At 72.6% G+C, this 15,200-nt stretch carries 9 protein-coding genes; 4 read left to right on the top strand and 5 right to left on the bottom strand.

The window, feature by feature from the left end; translation table 11 throughout:
• Window positions 1-20: 20 nt before the first annotated feature.
• Entirely contained in the window at window positions 21-1,388 is a 1,368-nt protein-coding gene (locus ACFQGL_RS14035) for a flavin monoamine oxidase family protein (RefSeq protein ID WP_377511172.1), read from the bottom strand.
• A gap of 108 nt (window positions 1,389-1,496) precedes the next feature.
• Between ACFQGL_RS14035 and ACFQGL_RS14040 the strand changes: the two genes are divergently transcribed.
• Window positions 1,497-2,627, top strand: a complete 1,131-nt coding sequence (locus tag ACFQGL_RS14040; RefSeq protein ID WP_377511174.1) for a carboxylate-amine ligase — start codon at window positions 1,497-1,499, stop codon at window positions 2,625-2,627.
• Window positions 2,628-2,645: 18 nt separating this feature from the next.
• Here ACFQGL_RS14040 and ACFQGL_RS14045 read toward each other — a convergent pair whose 3' ends face one another.
• A complete protein-coding gene (locus ACFQGL_RS14045) occupies window positions 2,646-4,430 on the bottom strand; it encodes an N-acetylglutaminylglutamine amidotransferase (protein ID WP_377511177.1) in 1,785 nt (594 codons plus the stop codon).
• A 186-nt stretch (window positions 4,431-4,616) separates the two neighbouring features.
• On the bottom strand, window positions 4,617-5,042 hold the full coding sequence (locus ACFQGL_RS14050; protein WP_377511652.1) for a MarR family winged helix-turn-helix transcriptional regulator: 426 nt from the start codon (window positions 5,040-5,042) through the stop codon (window positions 4,617-4,619).
• 86 nt (window positions 5,043-5,128) lie between these two features.
• On the opposite strand from ACFQGL_RS14050, the gene ACFQGL_RS14055 reads away from it, so the two are divergent.
• Both ACFQGL_RS14055 and ACFQGL_RS14060 read left to right on the top strand, forming a co-directional pair.
• A complete protein-coding gene (locus tag ACFQGL_RS14055) occupies window positions 5,129-6,922 on the top strand; it encodes an ABC transporter ATP-binding protein (RefSeq protein WP_377511180.1) in 1,794 nt (597 codons plus the stop codon).
• Between the two features lie 42 nt (window positions 6,923-6,964).
• On the top strand, window positions 6,965-10,096 hold the full coding sequence (locus tag ACFQGL_RS14060; RefSeq protein ID WP_377511183.1) for an NACHT domain-containing protein: 3,132 nt from the start codon (window positions 6,965-6,967) through the stop codon (window positions 10,094-10,096).
• Between the two features lie 205 nt (window positions 10,097-10,301).
• On the opposite strand, the gene ACFQGL_RS14065 is transcribed toward ACFQGL_RS14060, so the two are convergent.
• On the bottom strand, window positions 10,302-11,633 hold the full coding sequence (locus ACFQGL_RS14065; protein ID WP_377511186.1) for a PhzF family phenazine biosynthesis isomerase: 1,332 nt from the start codon (window positions 11,631-11,633) through the stop codon (window positions 10,302-10,304).
• A 54-nt stretch (window positions 11,634-11,687) separates the two neighbouring features.
• On the opposite strand from ACFQGL_RS14065, the gene ACFQGL_RS14070 reads away from it, so the two are divergent.
• Window positions 11,688-12,035 carry a MerR family transcriptional regulator gene (locus ACFQGL_RS14070; RefSeq protein WP_377511189.1) on the top strand — a complete coding sequence of 116 codons (348 nt, stop codon included), beginning with the start codon at window positions 11,688-11,690 and terminating at the stop codon, window positions 12,033-12,035.
• 76 nt (window positions 12,036-12,111) lie between these two features.
• On the opposite strand, the gene ACFQGL_RS14075 is transcribed toward ACFQGL_RS14070, so the two are convergent.
• On the bottom strand, window positions 12,112-15,039 hold the full coding sequence (locus ACFQGL_RS14075) for an AfsR/SARP family transcriptional regulator (RefSeq protein ID WP_377511192.1): 2,928 nt from the start codon (window positions 15,037-15,039) through the stop codon (window positions 12,112-12,114).
• Window positions 15,040-15,200 lie beyond the last annotated feature (161 nt).

The raw sequence follows: 15,200 nt of genomic DNA on the forward strand, positions 1-15,200 counted from the left end.
CGCACCCGCCGGCCCGGTCGTCACACCGACCGGGCCGGCCGGGCGCGCTCACCCGCCAGCACCTCGGCCGCGGCCCGCTCGCCGGCCCGCACGGCACCCTCCAGGTAGCCGGCCCAGCGGGTCGCCGTCTCGGTGCCCGCCCAGTGCACCCGCCCCACGGGTACGCGCAACCACGGGCCGTACGAACGCCAGGCGCCCGGTGTGAACGCGCCGCAGAAGCAGCCCCGGGTCCACGGGTCGGCCGACCAGTCGTACTCGATCAGCTCGACCGGGTCGCCGGCCCGCGGCCCCACCACGGTGGCGAACGCGTCCAGCAGGCTCCGCTCGCGCCGCTGAGGGGACATCGCCCGCAGTGCCGCGGCGTCCGTGCCGTAGCTGAACCCGGTCAACACCCCGCGCGACGAGGTCGGGGTGCTGTTGTCCACCGTCTCGGTGAGCGGGCCCACGCTGCTGGTGGCCACGCCGGAGAGTCCGTCGGCACGCCAGAACGGCTCCGGATAGACGGCGTGCACCTTCAGCGCCGAGCCCATCGGCATCCGCTGGGTCAGCCCGTCGCGCAGCGCCGGCAGCGCAGGGTCGTACCGGATCCGACCGGCCAGCGCCGGTGCCAGCGCCACCACCACCGCGTCACCCTCGACGCCCTCGGTGTCGGTGCGCACCAGCACCCCGTGCGCGTCCTGCCCGATCGCGTACACCGGCGCGTTGAGCCGTAGTGTCCCCGGCGGCAGCGCGGCGGCCATCCGCTCGGCCAGCGCCGGCGGACCGCCGACGATCCGGTCCTGCTGTGCGCTGCCGGCCATGCCGAGCAGCGACCGGGTGCCGCCGCCGCTGCGCAGGTAGAACAGCACGTGCAGCAGGGAGATCTCGTTCGCGCCGGTGGCCAGCAGCCCGCCGGCGAGCAGCCGCCCCAGGTAGTCGGCGGTGTCCGCGTCCCCGGCCGTGGTCCGTAGCCAGCCGCCGAAAAGGGTCCGGTCCCACCGCGCGGCCCCGGACGTCCGCCACGGTGCGACCGGGTCCAACCGGGAGGCGTACGCGTCGAGCAGGTCGAGCACCCGACCCACCTCCGCCGGTGGCTCGGCCCGTCGCTGGCCGGCCCAGAGCAGGGTGGACGCGCCGGCCGCCGCCGAGGCGAAGGTGTCCAGCCCGTGCTCGGCGACCAGCGCGTACATCCGATCCTGGGTCGGCCCGATCCACTGGGCGCCCAGGTCGAGTTGGGTGCCGTCGGGCAGCCAATGGGTCAGCACCCGGCCGCCGACCCGGTCCCGGGCCTCCAGCACCCGCACCCGGGCACCGGCGCGGGCGAGCGCGGACGCGGCGGCGAGTCCGGAGAAACCGGCGCCGACCACGACCACGCGCAGGTCGTCGATCACGCCGGGGCTTACCCGCAACCGACGGCTACATGACCCGCGGCGGTTTGTCCCCATGCCCCGGCGGGAACCCGAGGCACCCGCCGGCCGTGGGTTCCCGCACGGCCGCAGGAGCTGACGGAGGGGGTCATGACGTACCGTCCGGCAGTCGCCGCCATGCCCGACCTGACCACCCTCACGCTCGGCGTCGAGGAGGAGTTTCTGCTGCTCGACCCGGACAGCGGGCGGAACATGCCGGTGGCCGACCAGGTGTTGGACGCGCTGCGTGGCGCGGCCCGGGAGCAGAGCCGCCAGGAGTTCCGGCACAGCATGGTGGAGATGGTGACACCGGTCTGCGCCGACCTCGGCGAGCTGCGCGCGCACCTGGTGGCGCTGCGACGCTCCGCCGCCGAGGCAGCCACGGCGGCCGGCGCCCGGCTGGTGGCGGTCGGGGCCACACCGGTGGCCGAGCCGTACCGGACGGTGCCCGACGAACCGCGCTACCACGCGATGTCGCGCCGGTACGGGCCGGTGGCCCACGATCCGGCGGTCTGCGGCTGTCACGTGCACGTCGGGCTGCCCGACCGGGAGCTGGCCGTGCAGGTCTGCAACCACCTGCGGGTGTGGCTGCCGGTGGTGCAGGCGATCACCACCAACTCGCCTCTGCACGACGGGCGGGACACCGGCCACGCGAGCTGGCGGTCGATGCAGTTGGAACGCTGGCCCAGCATCGGTCCGACGCCGTACTTCGACTCCGCCGCCGACTACGACCGGACGGTCGACGAGTTGATCGCCGCCGGGATCATGCTGGACGCGGCGATGGTCTACTGGTACGCCCGGCCGTCCGCCGCGTACCCGACGGTGGAGGTGCGGGTGGGCGACGTCTGCCCGGACGTGGACGACGCCGTGCTGGTCGCCGCCCTGGTCCGGGCCCTGGTCGCCACCCTCGCCGACGACGTGCGCGCGGGTGTGCTCGCCCCGCCGGTGCGCGACTGCCTGGTCGCCGCCGCGCACTGGCGGGCCGCGCACGACGGCCTGGACGGTGAGCTGATCGACCTGCGCGGCGGCGGGACGCGCCCGGCCTGGGAGCTGATCGACGAGCTGATGGCCGTGGCGGCTCCGGCCCTGCTACGCCACGGCGACCTGGGGTACGTGCTGGCGCAGCTGGCTCGGCTGCACCGCGACGGCACCGGCGCAGCCCGGCAGCGCCGGGTGCTGGAGGGCGCCGACGACCTGCGCGCCGTGCTCGACGACCTGACCGCCCGTACGGTCGCCGGCTGACCGGCCGGCATCGCCGGCTCAGCGGATGTCGTGCGTCTGGAGCCACAGCTCCAGCAGCCCGAGCTGCCACAGCTTGTTGCTGCCGGCCGCCGCCTCGGCCCGGTCCGGCTCGGCGAGCAGCCGTGCCACGTACTCCGGGCGGAACAGCCCCCGCTCACGCGCGGCCGGCGCCTGCAGCGCCTCGGCGACCAGTTCGCGTATCGGGCCGTCCACCTTGCGCAGGGCGGGCACCGGGAAGTAGCCCTTGGGTCGGTCGACCACCTCGGCCGGCAGCACGTCGCGGGCGACGTCCTTGAGCACGCCCTTGCCGCCCCGGGCCACCTTGTGCTCCGGTGGGCAGTGCGCGACCCGGGTGACCAGGTCCTGGTCGAGGAAGGGGGTGCGCACCTCCAGGCCCCACGCCATGCTCATGCTGTCCACCCGCTTGACCGGGTCGTCGGGCAGCATGAGGTGGGTGTCCAGGCGCAGCACCGCGTCCAGCGCGGTCTGCGCGCCGGGCGCGGCCAGGTGCGCGGCGAGCAGGTCCCGGCTGGCGTCGTGGTCCAGCGCGTACGAGGGGCCGACGATCTGGCGCAACTCGTCGTGGTCGCGGTCGAAGAACGCGGCGGCGAACGTCTCGCCCGCGCCGTGCCGGGGCGCCTCGGTGAGCGGCTGGTGGTAGCCGTAGCCGGCGAACACCTCGTCGGCGCCCTGCCCGGACTGTGCCACCTTCACGTGCTGGGCCACCTGCTCGGAGAGCAGGTGGAAGGCGACCACGTCGTGGCTGCCCATCGGCTCGGTCATCGCCAGCACGGCCCGTCGTACGGCGGGTACCAGGTCGTCGTCGGCCAGCCGGATCCGGTGGTGGTCGGTGCCGTACGCGTGGGCCACCAGGTCGGAGTAGTGGAACTCGTCGCCGGATTCGCCGCCACGGCTGTCGAAACCGATGCTGAACGTGCGCAGGTGCCGCTGACCGGCCTCGGCGAGCAGCGCCACGATGAGGCTGGAGTCCAGCCCACCGGAGAGCAGGACGCCGACCGGCACGTCCGCGACCAGGCGTCGGCGTACCGCGGTGCGCAGCGCGTCCCCGACGGCGGCCCGCCAGTCGACGGCGTCCATCCCGGCGTCGGCCGGTTCCCGGACGTAGTCGGGCCGCCAGTAGACCTCCTCGCGGCTGCGCCCGTCCGCCTCGATCACCCGCAGGGTGGCCGGCGGCAGTTTGCGGACGCCGCGCAGCACGGTTCGCGGCGCGGGCACGATGGAGTGCCAGGACAGGTAGTGGTGCAGCGCCACCGGGTCGATGTCGGTGTCCACGTCGCCGGCGCGCAGCAGCGCGGGCAGGGTGGAGGCGAACCGAAGTCGTCCGGGGGTCTCGGCGAGGTAGAGCGGTTTGATGCCGAGTCGGTCGCGGGCCAGCACGAGGCGCCGCCGCGTACGGTCGACCAGCCCGATCGCGAACATGCCGACCAGGTGGTCGACGAAGCGTTCGCCCCAGTGCGCGTAGGCCACCAGGATCACCTCGGTGTCGCTGGTCGATCTGAACGCGTACCCGGCGTTGCGCAGCTCCTCGCGCAGCTCGGGGTAGTTGTAGATGCAGCCGTTGAAGACCAGCGCCAGGCCCAGGTCGTCGCGCACCATGGGTTGGCCGCCCGCGTCGGACAGGTCGATGATGGTCAGTCGGCGGTGGCCGAGGGTGACCCAGTCGGCGGCGTACAGTCCCTCGCCGTCGGGGCCGCGGGAGCGCAGCGCCTCGGTCATCCGGGTGACCGCCGCGGCGTCCGGCGACCTGCCGTCGAAGCGTGCCTCCCCGCTGATCCCGCACATCAGGTGTGGTGGTGGTGCGGGTGGGACACCAGTGGCACGAGCATCCTCCTGTGACGTCGCCCCGGCGAGTGGTGGCCGGCCCCGCCGACCGGACGGGGCCGCTGGCTACCCCGGCGCGGGGTGCGCAAACCCGGGGTCCGCGCCGGGCGGTCGCCGCGTGGGGGCGCGGGCCTGCTCGACGGCTTGTCAGCCGCGCAGGGTACGCAGGATGCGGGCGAGCTGGTCGCGGTCGGCGTCGTCCAGGTGGCCGAAGAAGCGGTCCGCCTCGGCCCGGCGGGCGGCCCGGATGGCGGCGCTGACCCGGGTGCCCTCCTCGGTGAGCACGACCAGGGTCGCCCGTCGGTCGGCCGGGTCGGGCCGGCGTTCGACGAGCCCACGGGTCTGCAGGTCGTCGATGACCTCGGTGGCCGACCGGGGTGCGATGCGCAGGTGTTCGGCGAGCGAACCGGGGCGCAGCTCGCCGTGCCGGGCCAGCACGCCGAGTGCCCGGGACTGGCTGGGCGTGACGTCCCACGGTTCGAGGGATTCGCGCGCCTGCCGGCGCAGTCGTGCGGCGACCGCCCAGAACGTCTCCGCCAGGCTCTCGTCGTCGCCGTCCGCCGTGCGCTCCATCACGGGGAATACGGTAGCAGGAGATGCGGTTGTTCCCTCATGATGAGGTAACCTCAGCAATATCCCCGACGAGAGGCGGTTCCCCCTTGGAATCCACCCCCAGAGGCCGCGACCGCGGCCCGCGTACGGTCAGCGCGGACGAGAAGGCACAGGCCCGCCAGGTGTCGCTGCGCCGCATCGGTCGACTGTTCACCGGCCACCGGCCCGCGTTGGCCACCGTCACCGCGATCATCGTGGCCTCCTCGATCATCGCGATGGCCACCCCGTTCCTGCTGCGTACGGTGATCGACCGGGCCCTCCCGGAGCGCGACGTGACCCTGCTGGTCTGGCTCGTCCTGGGCATGGTCGCGGTGGCCGCGGTGACCTCGGCCCTCGGCGTCCTGCAGACCTGGATCTCCACCCAGGTCGGGCAGCAGGTGATGCACCGGCTGCGCACCGACGTCTTCAGCCACCTCCAGCGGCAGTCGCTGGCCTTCTTCACCCGGACCCGCACCGGCGAGGTGCAGTCCCGGATCACCAACGACATCGGCGGCATGCAGTCGGTGGTCACGTCCACCGCCACCGCCGTCGCGGCCAACCTCACCACCGTGATCGCCACCGCGGTCGCCATGATCGCCCTCTCCTGGCAGCTCTCCCTGGTCTCGCTCGTGGTGCTGCCGCCCGCGATCTGGCTGACCCGCAGGGTCGCCCGGATGCGCCGCGAGATCACCGCCCAGCGCCAACGCGAACTGGCCGACCTCAACGTCACCGTCGAGGAGGGCCTGTCGGTCAGCGGCGTACAACTGGCCAAGACCCTCGGCACCGGGCCCGCGCTGATCGACCGGTTCGCCGCGTCGTCGGCCCGCCTGGTCGACCTGGAACTGCGCAGCGAGCTGGCCGGCCGCTGGCGGATGGCCGCGATGAGCATCATCTTCGCCGCCGTACCGGCGGTCATCTACCTCGCCGCCGGGCTGCCCGGCACCGCCGGCACGCTGAGCATCGGCACCCTGGTCGCCTTCACCGCCCTGCAGGGCGGCCTGTTCCGGCCGCTGATGGGGCTGCTCAACGTGGGCGTCTCGCTGACCGCCTCGCTGGCGCTGTTCGCCCGCATCTTCGAATACCTCGACCTGCCGGTCGACGTGGCCGACCCCGCCGAGCCGGTGCACCTCGACCCCACCCGGGTCCACGGGCACCTACGCCTGGAGGACGTCACCTTCGGCTACCCGGGCAGCGACACCGCCGCGCTCGCCGGAGTCACCCTGGACGTGCCCGCCGGCACCAGCCTCGCCCTGGTCGGCGAGACCGGCTCCGGCAAGAGCACCCTCGCCGGGCTGGTCAGCCGACTGCACGACCCGACCGGCGGCCGGGTGACCATCGACGGCGTCGACCTGCGCGACCTGCGCCTGGCCGACCTGGCCTCGATCGTCGGCGTGGTCAGCCAGGAGACCTACCTGCTGCACACCACCGTCCGGGAGAACCTGCGGTACGCCCGGCCGGACGCCACCGACGCCCAGGTCGAGGCCGCTGCCCGCGCGGCACAGATCCACGACCTGATCGCCGACCTCCCCGACGGCTACGACACCGTGGTCGGCTCACGCGGCCACCGGTTCTCCGGCGGCGAGAAGCAGCGCCTGGCCATCGCCCGTACGTTGCTGCGTGACCCGCGCATCCTGGTCCTCGACGAGGCCACCAGCGCGCTGGACACCGAGACCGAACGAGCCGTGCAGCGGGCGTTCGACCTGCTCGCCGAGGGACGCACCACGATCACCATCGCCCACCGGCTCTCCACCGTCCGTGACGCCGACCAGATCGCGGTGCTCGACCACGGCCGGATCGTCGAAGCCGGCACCCACGACAGCCTGCTGCACCGCAACGGCCGCTACGCCACCCTGGCCGCCTGAGCGGGGTGTCCCGCCGGCCCTCACAACGACCACAATCATGCGGTGCAGCGTCGAGTGTGGAACTGGGGTCTGTTGGCCATCGTCGCCGCGCTGGCGGCGGGCGGGACCAGCTGGGTCTGGCTGCGCTACGACTTCGAGAAGGTCAACTGGGCCTGGGGCGTCATCGCCGGGTTCATCGCCGTCTACGTCGTCCTGGACCAGGTCTTCACCAACCGGCCGGCGGTCTCCACGGCGATCGTCTCCGACCGGCGTGCGGTGGCGGATCAGCTCGCCGACCTGATCCGGCGCGACCGGACCGACGAGACGCTGCTGCGCGCCGTCGACGAGCCGTACCCGCTGCCGGTGCGCTGGGCCAACGGCCCGGACCGGCTGTTCCCCTCCTGGCGGGCGATCGGCCGGTCCAGCGACGCGGCCCCGCTGGATCTCTCCGGCCGCGACGGCACCTTGTGGAGCCGCTACCGGGGCATTCCGTCCGGGCGACTGCTGCTGCTCGGCCCGGCCGGCTCCGGCAAGTCGATCACCACGCTGCGGATGGCCCGGGAACTGCCCGCGCACCGTGAGCCCGACGCACCCGTCCCGGTGCCGTTGCCCATCGCGTCGTGGGACCCCGACCAGCAGAGCTTCCCCGACTGGCTGGTCGACCGGATCGCCCGCCGGTACCCGCAACTCGCCGCCGACCACCCCCGCCGGGAGGTCGTCCTTCGCGACCTCGTCGAGGCGGATCTGGTGGTGCCCGTCCTCGACGGCCTCGACGAGATGCCCGAGCAGCGGCTGGTCGCCTGCCTGGAGCAGCTGAACGAGCTGGCCACCCAGCGGTTCGTGCTGACCTGCCGCACCTCGGTCTACGAGCGCTACCTCGTCAAGGGCGAGAAGCTGCGCGGCACCGCCGTGGTGGTGCTCGAACCGTTGAGCCCTGCCGAGGTGGCCGACTACCTGGTCGACGCCGCCCCCTACCACCAGGCCGGCAACTGGTCGGCCGTCGCCGCCACGATCGGCGGTGACGCGGAGCTGACCGGGGCGCTGTCCACACCGCTGATGGTGGCGATGGCCCGTACCGCGTTCGACCAGCCCGGCACCGATCCGCGCGAACTCGTCCCGCTGGCCCTGGAGCAGGGCCGCCGGTCGGTGGAGGACAACCTGCTGACCCGGGCCGTCGACGCCTCCCTGCGCTCGGGCCGCGGGCGTCAGGGGCTGCGCCGGTGGGATCCGGACACGTCCCGGCGGTACCTGGACTTCATCGCCGCGCACCTGGAATCGCTTGACCAGCGCGAGTTCCGCTGGTGGCAACTGCCGGCCGCGCTGCCCGGCCCGTTCTGGGCGGTCATCGACGGCCTGCGTACCGCGCTGGCCGTCTGGGTGGTCCTCGTCAACTCCTACGACGCGCTCACCTCGACCGCCGCGCTGGTCACCGATCCGGGCGTCCGTGACCTGCTGCTCTGGCTGGCCCGCCACCCGGACGGCCTGGGGTTCGCCGCCTTCCTGGTGGGTACGTGCGCGGCGGCGCTGCGCGGCGGCACGGCACGGGAGACGCCCCGCCGGGTGGTGTTCGTCGGCGGCTGGCGGGCCTTCGGCGAAGGCCTGGTCACTGGCCTGTTCTTCGGTGCCATGGGGGGCTTCCTACTCATGGAGCTGGGGCTGTTCGCCACCCTGCCCCCCGAGGTGGCGTCCCGGCTGGACCGCGTGCCGGGCCTGCCGCAGCGGCCCGACGAGTTGCGGGCCGCCCTCGTGGTCGGTGTGCTCCTTGCGGGGTACCTCGCCGTCCGGGCCGGCCTGCGGGTCGACGTCGCCGCGCCGACCGCCGAGCTGGGCGCCACCAGCGCCGACGAGACCGTCAACGCGGACCGCGTCGCGAGTGTCGCGTCGGCCCTGCTCTCCGTCGCCACCGCCGTCATCCGGGTGTTCGCCGTCGCGGCGGCGTTGGTGCTGACCGGTCTGCTGCCGTCGATGCCACCGCCGTCGTCCCTGGCGTACGCCGGAATGGGTCTGGGGTTGGGTTGGTGGCTGTACCGGCGCGGCGGCGCCGCCTGGATCCGGTTCCTGGTCGTCCGGGTGGTGCTCGACCTGCGGCAACGGCTGCCGTTCTCGTTGCTGGCGTTCCTGGCGTACGCGGAGTCGGTCGGCCTGCTACGGCACAGCGCGGGTGCCTACCGGTTCCGGCACGGTCGGCTGCAGAGCCGCCTGGCCGCCGGCCTGGTGGCGGGCCGGCGGGGAAGTCGGCTCCGGGAGAAGTTCGGCCTCGAACTCGCCAGCGCCGGTTACTGGACCGAGGCGCTCGGTACGTTCGCCGATGTTCTGCGGACCCGGGCGACCAACATCGGACCAGCCGACAACCTGACCGTGGCGGCGTTACGCGAGGTGCTGCTGATCGGGGCCGCCGCCGGGCAGTGGACACGCCTCGCGGAGCTGCTGGAACTCATGCCCGCACCGGTCACGCCCACCGGCACCACGCCGGTGCTCGCGCAGCGTCAACGGGTCTCGCGTCTGATCGCCGACGGTGCGCCGCTGGCCGAGCTGCGGGCCGCGGCCGAGGAGTTGCGCCGCCGGGAGGATGCGGGTGCCGATTCCGGGACCGACGAGTTCCTGGCCGCGGTGCGCTGCGCGCAGGGCGACACCGCCGGGGCGCGGGCGCTGCTGGACCGACTCCTCCCGGCCAGTGACGACCAGTCCTCGGCCGAGGGCGACGGTGCCCAGCCCTCGGCCGGCGGCGAGGGCGGCGGCGAGGGCGGTGGCGAGGGCGGCGGGCTTGGGCGTTCCGCGCCGATCGCGGCCGGACTGCTGGCCCGCGTGCTCCTGGACGGTGGCGACGCGGGGGCTGCCATCGCGGTCTGCCGCCGTGAACTGCTGCTGGCCGGTCAGGTCGTGGAACGGGACGACCTGCTGCTCGCGCAGACGTGGAGCTGGTCGGTCGAGGTGCTGCGCCGGGTCACCGACGAGCGCGAGGACCTGCTGGGCCGGGTCCACGCCGCGCTCGTCGAGCAACGCGGCCGGCGTTCCACGCTGACGCGGCGGGAGCTGGCCGAGATCGGGCTCCAGCTCTGTCATCTGACGGTGGAACATCCGACGCTGGGGCCGGTCGCGGTGGCGGTCAGCCGTCGGCTGGTCGGCGTCCTCGCCGACCCGGGGATCGTGGCGAGGACCGCCCGCCGCGGCGCACCCATGTGGCACGTCGGGTAGTGGACAGTCCGCCGCCCTACGCCAGCCACTCCTGGACCGGTCACCCGCCAACCATGATCGCGCCGGTCCGGCCGGATCGACGCGCTCGATCCTGGATGGAGTGGTCTCGGCGCGCGGCGCAGGTCACTACATCCACGATCGAGCGGGGTCGTGCCCGCCCGGCAGCGGTGGAGCCGGGCCGATCCGCGGTCCGGCTCCGCCGCTTCTACGCGCTCGGTGGGGTGACCGCGCTCGGCGCGTGGATGCTTCCGCGTACGGTGACGAATCCTCTGCCGGAGACCGTGACGGTGCCGTCGGCGGCCACCGCGGCCCGGATCGTGCTGCGCCGGCCCATCTCCTCGCCCTGGACGATGGTGAGCCGCTGATCGGTGGCCAGCAGTTCGTGACGGTGCAGCAGGGCGGCGAGTGGGCCGGCCGCGCTGCCGGTGGCGGGATCCTCGTCCAGCCCCACGCCGGGGTTGAAGAACCGCGCGTGGACGGTGGGCTGCGGCTCGGTGTCACTTCGCCAGGCGAGGTAGACGCCCTGCGCCTGCACCGTCTGTGCCACGGCGACCAGCGCGGACTTGTCCAGCGTCGCCGCCGCGAGCGCCGCGCGGCTTTGCAGCACGACCATCAGGTGGCCGGCTCCGGTGTTCACCACCTGCGGCGCCGGCGCGTCGGAGATGTCGTCCACGGCGAGGCCGAGGGCGCCGGCGACGAGTGCCGGATCGGCGTACGCGCCGAAGCTGGCGGCCGTCTGGCCCATGTCGATGTGGCCGCCGTCGCGGACGACGAGAGGCAGGTCTCTCCCCCCGATGCGCTGGACGATCTCCGTGCCGGACGCGAGGCTCCCGAGTCGTCCGGTCGCCAGCAGCCAGTACCAGGCGCCGAGCGAGTTGTGCCCGGCGCCGAAGACCTCCACCCCACCGGCCGTGTACGACCGCAGTTCCCGTACGGCACCGTCCCGTCCGGGAAGGATGAAGGTGGTTTCGGACTGGTTGAGCTCGCGGGCCACGGTGGAATACCACGCCTCGGGGACGGGCCCGTCCCAGTCGGTCAGGTCCACCACGCCGAGCGGGTTGCCGGTGAGCGGAGCGTCCCCGAAGACGTCCACCAGCGCGAAAGGCACAGACGCGGGCTGCCGGGCACCGAGTTCCTGGAACAGCGTGATCTGCAGGCCGCCGGCGGTGTCGAGCCGGGAGTTCAGCGAGTTCCACGGGGTCTGGGTCGGAGCGGCGACGAGGTCGGCACCCGCTGCGACCAGCGCGTCCGTCGTGGTCGTCGCGTCGTCCACCTCGAACGCGAGTCGGATGCGCGGGCTGACCTGCCGGCCGACCTCGACGTCGTCGATCATCGCCCGCTGCGCGGGATTGGCGATCTCCAGGGTTGCCCGGCCGGCGTCGAGGATGACGACGCGTGCCCCGCCCTCTCCCTCGAAGGCGGCCTGCCGCTTGAGGCCCAGCGCGTCCTGGTAGAGCGCCACGGCGTCGTCGTAGTCCGCCGCTTCGACGACCACGCGCAGTTGACGGACCTCGTTCGATCGTTCGTTCTGTGCCATGCCGGTACCCTAAAACCTGACATTGGTGTCAGCTGCAAGTCCGGGGAGTCGTCAATGCGGATCGGTGAACTCGCCATCGCCAGCGGGGTGAGCGTTCGTTCCCTGCGCTACTACGAACAGCAGGGTCTGCTGACCAGTGAACGGACCTCCGGCGGCCAACGTCGATACCGGGACGACGCGGTGCAACGGGTCGGGCTGATTCAGCGGCTCTACTCGGCGGCGGTGTGCAGCGAGAAGATCGCGGAGCTTCTGCCCAGCTTCGACGGCCGGCAGTCGCCCGAGCTTCGGGCCAGTCTCCTGATCGAGAAGGCGCGCATCGACGGGATGATCAGGGACCTGGAGCAGGCCCGTGACGTGCTGCTCTCGGTGATCGACGATGCCGAACCCGTGGCCATCCAGTAGTTCTCCATCGGCGCCCGGTTGGATGGAGCTGGTTCGGCGAGCGCGTCGCGTACCGGGCAGCGGATCGGGGTGGGTCCTACGGACCGTACTGGACGACCTCCACCAGCTTCCCGCCCACGTCGTTGACCGAATCCCGCATGCTCCGGGTGCCCCCGTTCTGCATCGCGTGCATGACGTCGCAGGCATTCCGCCACGCGCGGCAGGAGCCGGGCACATCGGAGAGGGACAGCAGCGCGTCCGAGAGCAGGATCCACGCCTGAAAGATGTCGAGCTGGTTCTTCGTCTCGACCGCCGACTCCAGGGCCAGTTCGAGTTGCCGCACGGCTTCGTGCCGGCGGCCCACCTGGCTGAGGTACTGGGCGGTGGCCATACGGATGTCGGCCTCGTCCCCCTTGCGCCCGATCCTCTGGCTGAGCGCGAGCGCCGCCTCCAGGGACTCCCGAGCCTCGTCGAAGGCGCCGAGCTGGACGAGTGACCGACCCCGGGCCTCCAGCGCCCACACCTGTGCTGGCTCCACGTCGGCGGCGCGAAACAGGGCCAGCGCCCTCTCGCTCGCTTCGAGCGCGTGCTCGTGCCGGCCGAGGTCGCTGTGCATCCGATGGAAGTCCAGCTCGACGATGCCCTGGCGGGACAGCATCCCGAACTGGCTGAATATCTCCTGCGCGGTCGACAGCAGGTCGAGAGCCTCCTCATTGGCGCCGAAGGCGTGCCGGCCGCCGGCCAAGCCCTGCAGGGCATGAGCCTCGCCGACACGATCGCCGTTGGCGACGGCAGCCCGCAGGGAGATCTGCATGATGTCCTGCCAGTCGTGGAACCGTCCGGTCCACTGCAGCGCCGGCTGCATACTGACAGCGAGTTGCCACGTGACGGCGCCGAAGCCGGCCTCCGCCGAGTGTCGCACCGCTTCGTGCAGAACCTCGTGGTGCTCCTCGAACCATCGCCTGGCCACGTCGTAGGAGCCCGGTCGTTCCGGAACGACCCCGGCCAACGGCGGGGGCGGCTCGACCGGTGCGCGCTGCGGCGCCAACACGACCGCGGCGTGGTAGCTGCTGTGCAGGTAGTGCTGGAGCAGCCGGGTGACCGCCGCTTCCCGCTCGGCGGGTGAATCAAGAGCCAGGAAAAGCTCCGCAGCGTACGCCTTGACCAGGACGTGTGACGAGAAGCGACCCGTGTGGTCCTCGTCCAGCAGGGCCGCGTCGGTCAGCTCCCGCAACAGCCCGCGCGTCACCCGAGGCTGCTCTCCGGCGAGGCTGGCGCAGGCCTCGGCCGAGACGCCGGGTGAGAGGGTGGTCGAAAAGAGCCGGAAGAGTCGGGCCGCGCCCGGGCTGAGCTGACGGTAGGACCACGCGAAGGCGGTACGCGGATCGCGGACTCCACGGTCGCCGGAGAAGGCCGCGAGTCGTCGTGCGTCGTCGCGGAGCTCGGTGGCCACGGCTGCCAGCGAGAGCCGGGGACTGGCACTCAGCCGCGCGGCCAGGATCGCCAGGGCCAGCGGCAGTCGACCACACAGGTCGATGACCTCCTCCAGGACGTCCGCGGCCGAGGCCAGCTCCGCGGCGGACCGGTTCGGCGATCGTTCGAGGCGGTGTCGCAGCAGGGTACGCGCGGACGGCAGGTCAGGAAGGTCGACGTGCAGCAGGTGAGCTCCATCGAGCGCGGCGAGCCCGACGAGCGGCTTCCGGCTCGTCACCAGGACCAGGCTCTCCGCCGAGTTCGGCAGCAGGGGGCGCACCTGCGCCAGGTCCCCGACGTTGTCCAACAGCACCAGAACGCGCTTGCCGGCCGTCAGGCTGCGGTACGTGCCGACCCGCGCGTCGAAGGTCTCCGGAAAGCTGGACACCCGTAGGCCGAGCGAGGACAGCATCGAGTGCAGAGCGTCCTGGGCCGGCACCCCCTCGTCCTCGTGCCCGCGCAGGTCGAGATAGAACTGACCGTCGACGAACGTGTCGGCGACCAGGTGCGCGAAGTGCGCGGCGAGCGTGGACTTCCCGACCCCGCCCATTCCGTCCATGGCCACGATCAACGGGCTCGTCCGACCACCGCCACGCGCCCCGGCGAACAGTGCACTGAGGATCGCGAGCTCCTCGGCGCGGCCGACGAACGTGGAGAGGTCGGGTGGCAGCTGTGCCGGCCGCGCGGTCGGCATCTGCGGCGGGCTCTCGACCAGGTCCGACGACTCGTCCTCGTCGGTACCGCTCGGTACCGCGGACATGATGGTCCGGCTCAGCACCTGTTGATGGGTGTTCTGCAAGGCAGGCCCGGGGTCGATGCCCAGCTCGTCGGCGAGGCGGGCACGGACCGTCCGGAACACCGACAGGGCCTCTGCCTGTTGCCCGGCCGCGGCCAGCGTGGAGATGAGGCTCGCCTGCACCGGCTCGTGCAGTGGCGTCATCGAGGCGGCCAGCCGCAACGGCGGGAGCACTCGCTCCGACTGCCCCAGCGCCACCGCGAGGTCGGCGGCCACCTCGCACGCGTCGAAGAATTCACCGTCCAACACGGCGAAGATCGACCTCGCCGCCGAGCCGCGGGCCAGTGTGCCGCCCGCGGGACCGCGCCAGAGCCTCAGCGCTTCCACGTAGCAGTCGAGCGCCGCGTCGCGGCGTCCCTCCGCGAAGCACGCCCGGGCCGCCCCGATGAGCTCGCGAAAGACAACCGCATCCAGCATGCCGGGGGCGGCGGTGAACAGATAGGAGGTGCCGCGCCGTTGCAGGTACGAGCCTGGTCCTCGGGCGGGCAGCGCGGGCTCCAACAAGCGCCGCAGCGCACCGACGTACTTGTGGATGACGTTGAGGGCACTGGCCGGAGCGCCCTCGCCCCAGATGAATTCGATCAGGTCGCTCGTGCTGATCGGCCTTCCCTCCTGGGCGAGCAGGAGGGCCAGGAGATAGCTCTGTTGCTGGGGGCCGGCCTCCAACTCGACGCCGTCCCGCCAGATCCGTAACGGGCCGAGAATCTGAACATAAAGGCCACCGCTGGCGCGGAGAGCGCGGGCCGATGCAGGCAAAATCTATTTCCCCCGATTCGGTGGCCCGACGGAAACCAGGCGACCGAACAATTTACTGACGAATTGAGAACTGCGCGGACCAGGCCGGCGGGCCGCCTCCGCAGGGCCAAGTCTACGCCCTGGGACCTGCGGTGCAGGCCTATCCGTACGGGGCACCGATC

This window comes from Micromonospora vulcania (assembly GCF_042658605.1).
GTDB lineage: Bacteria > Actinomycetota > Actinomycetes > Mycobacteriales > Micromonosporaceae > Micromonospora > Micromonospora vulcania.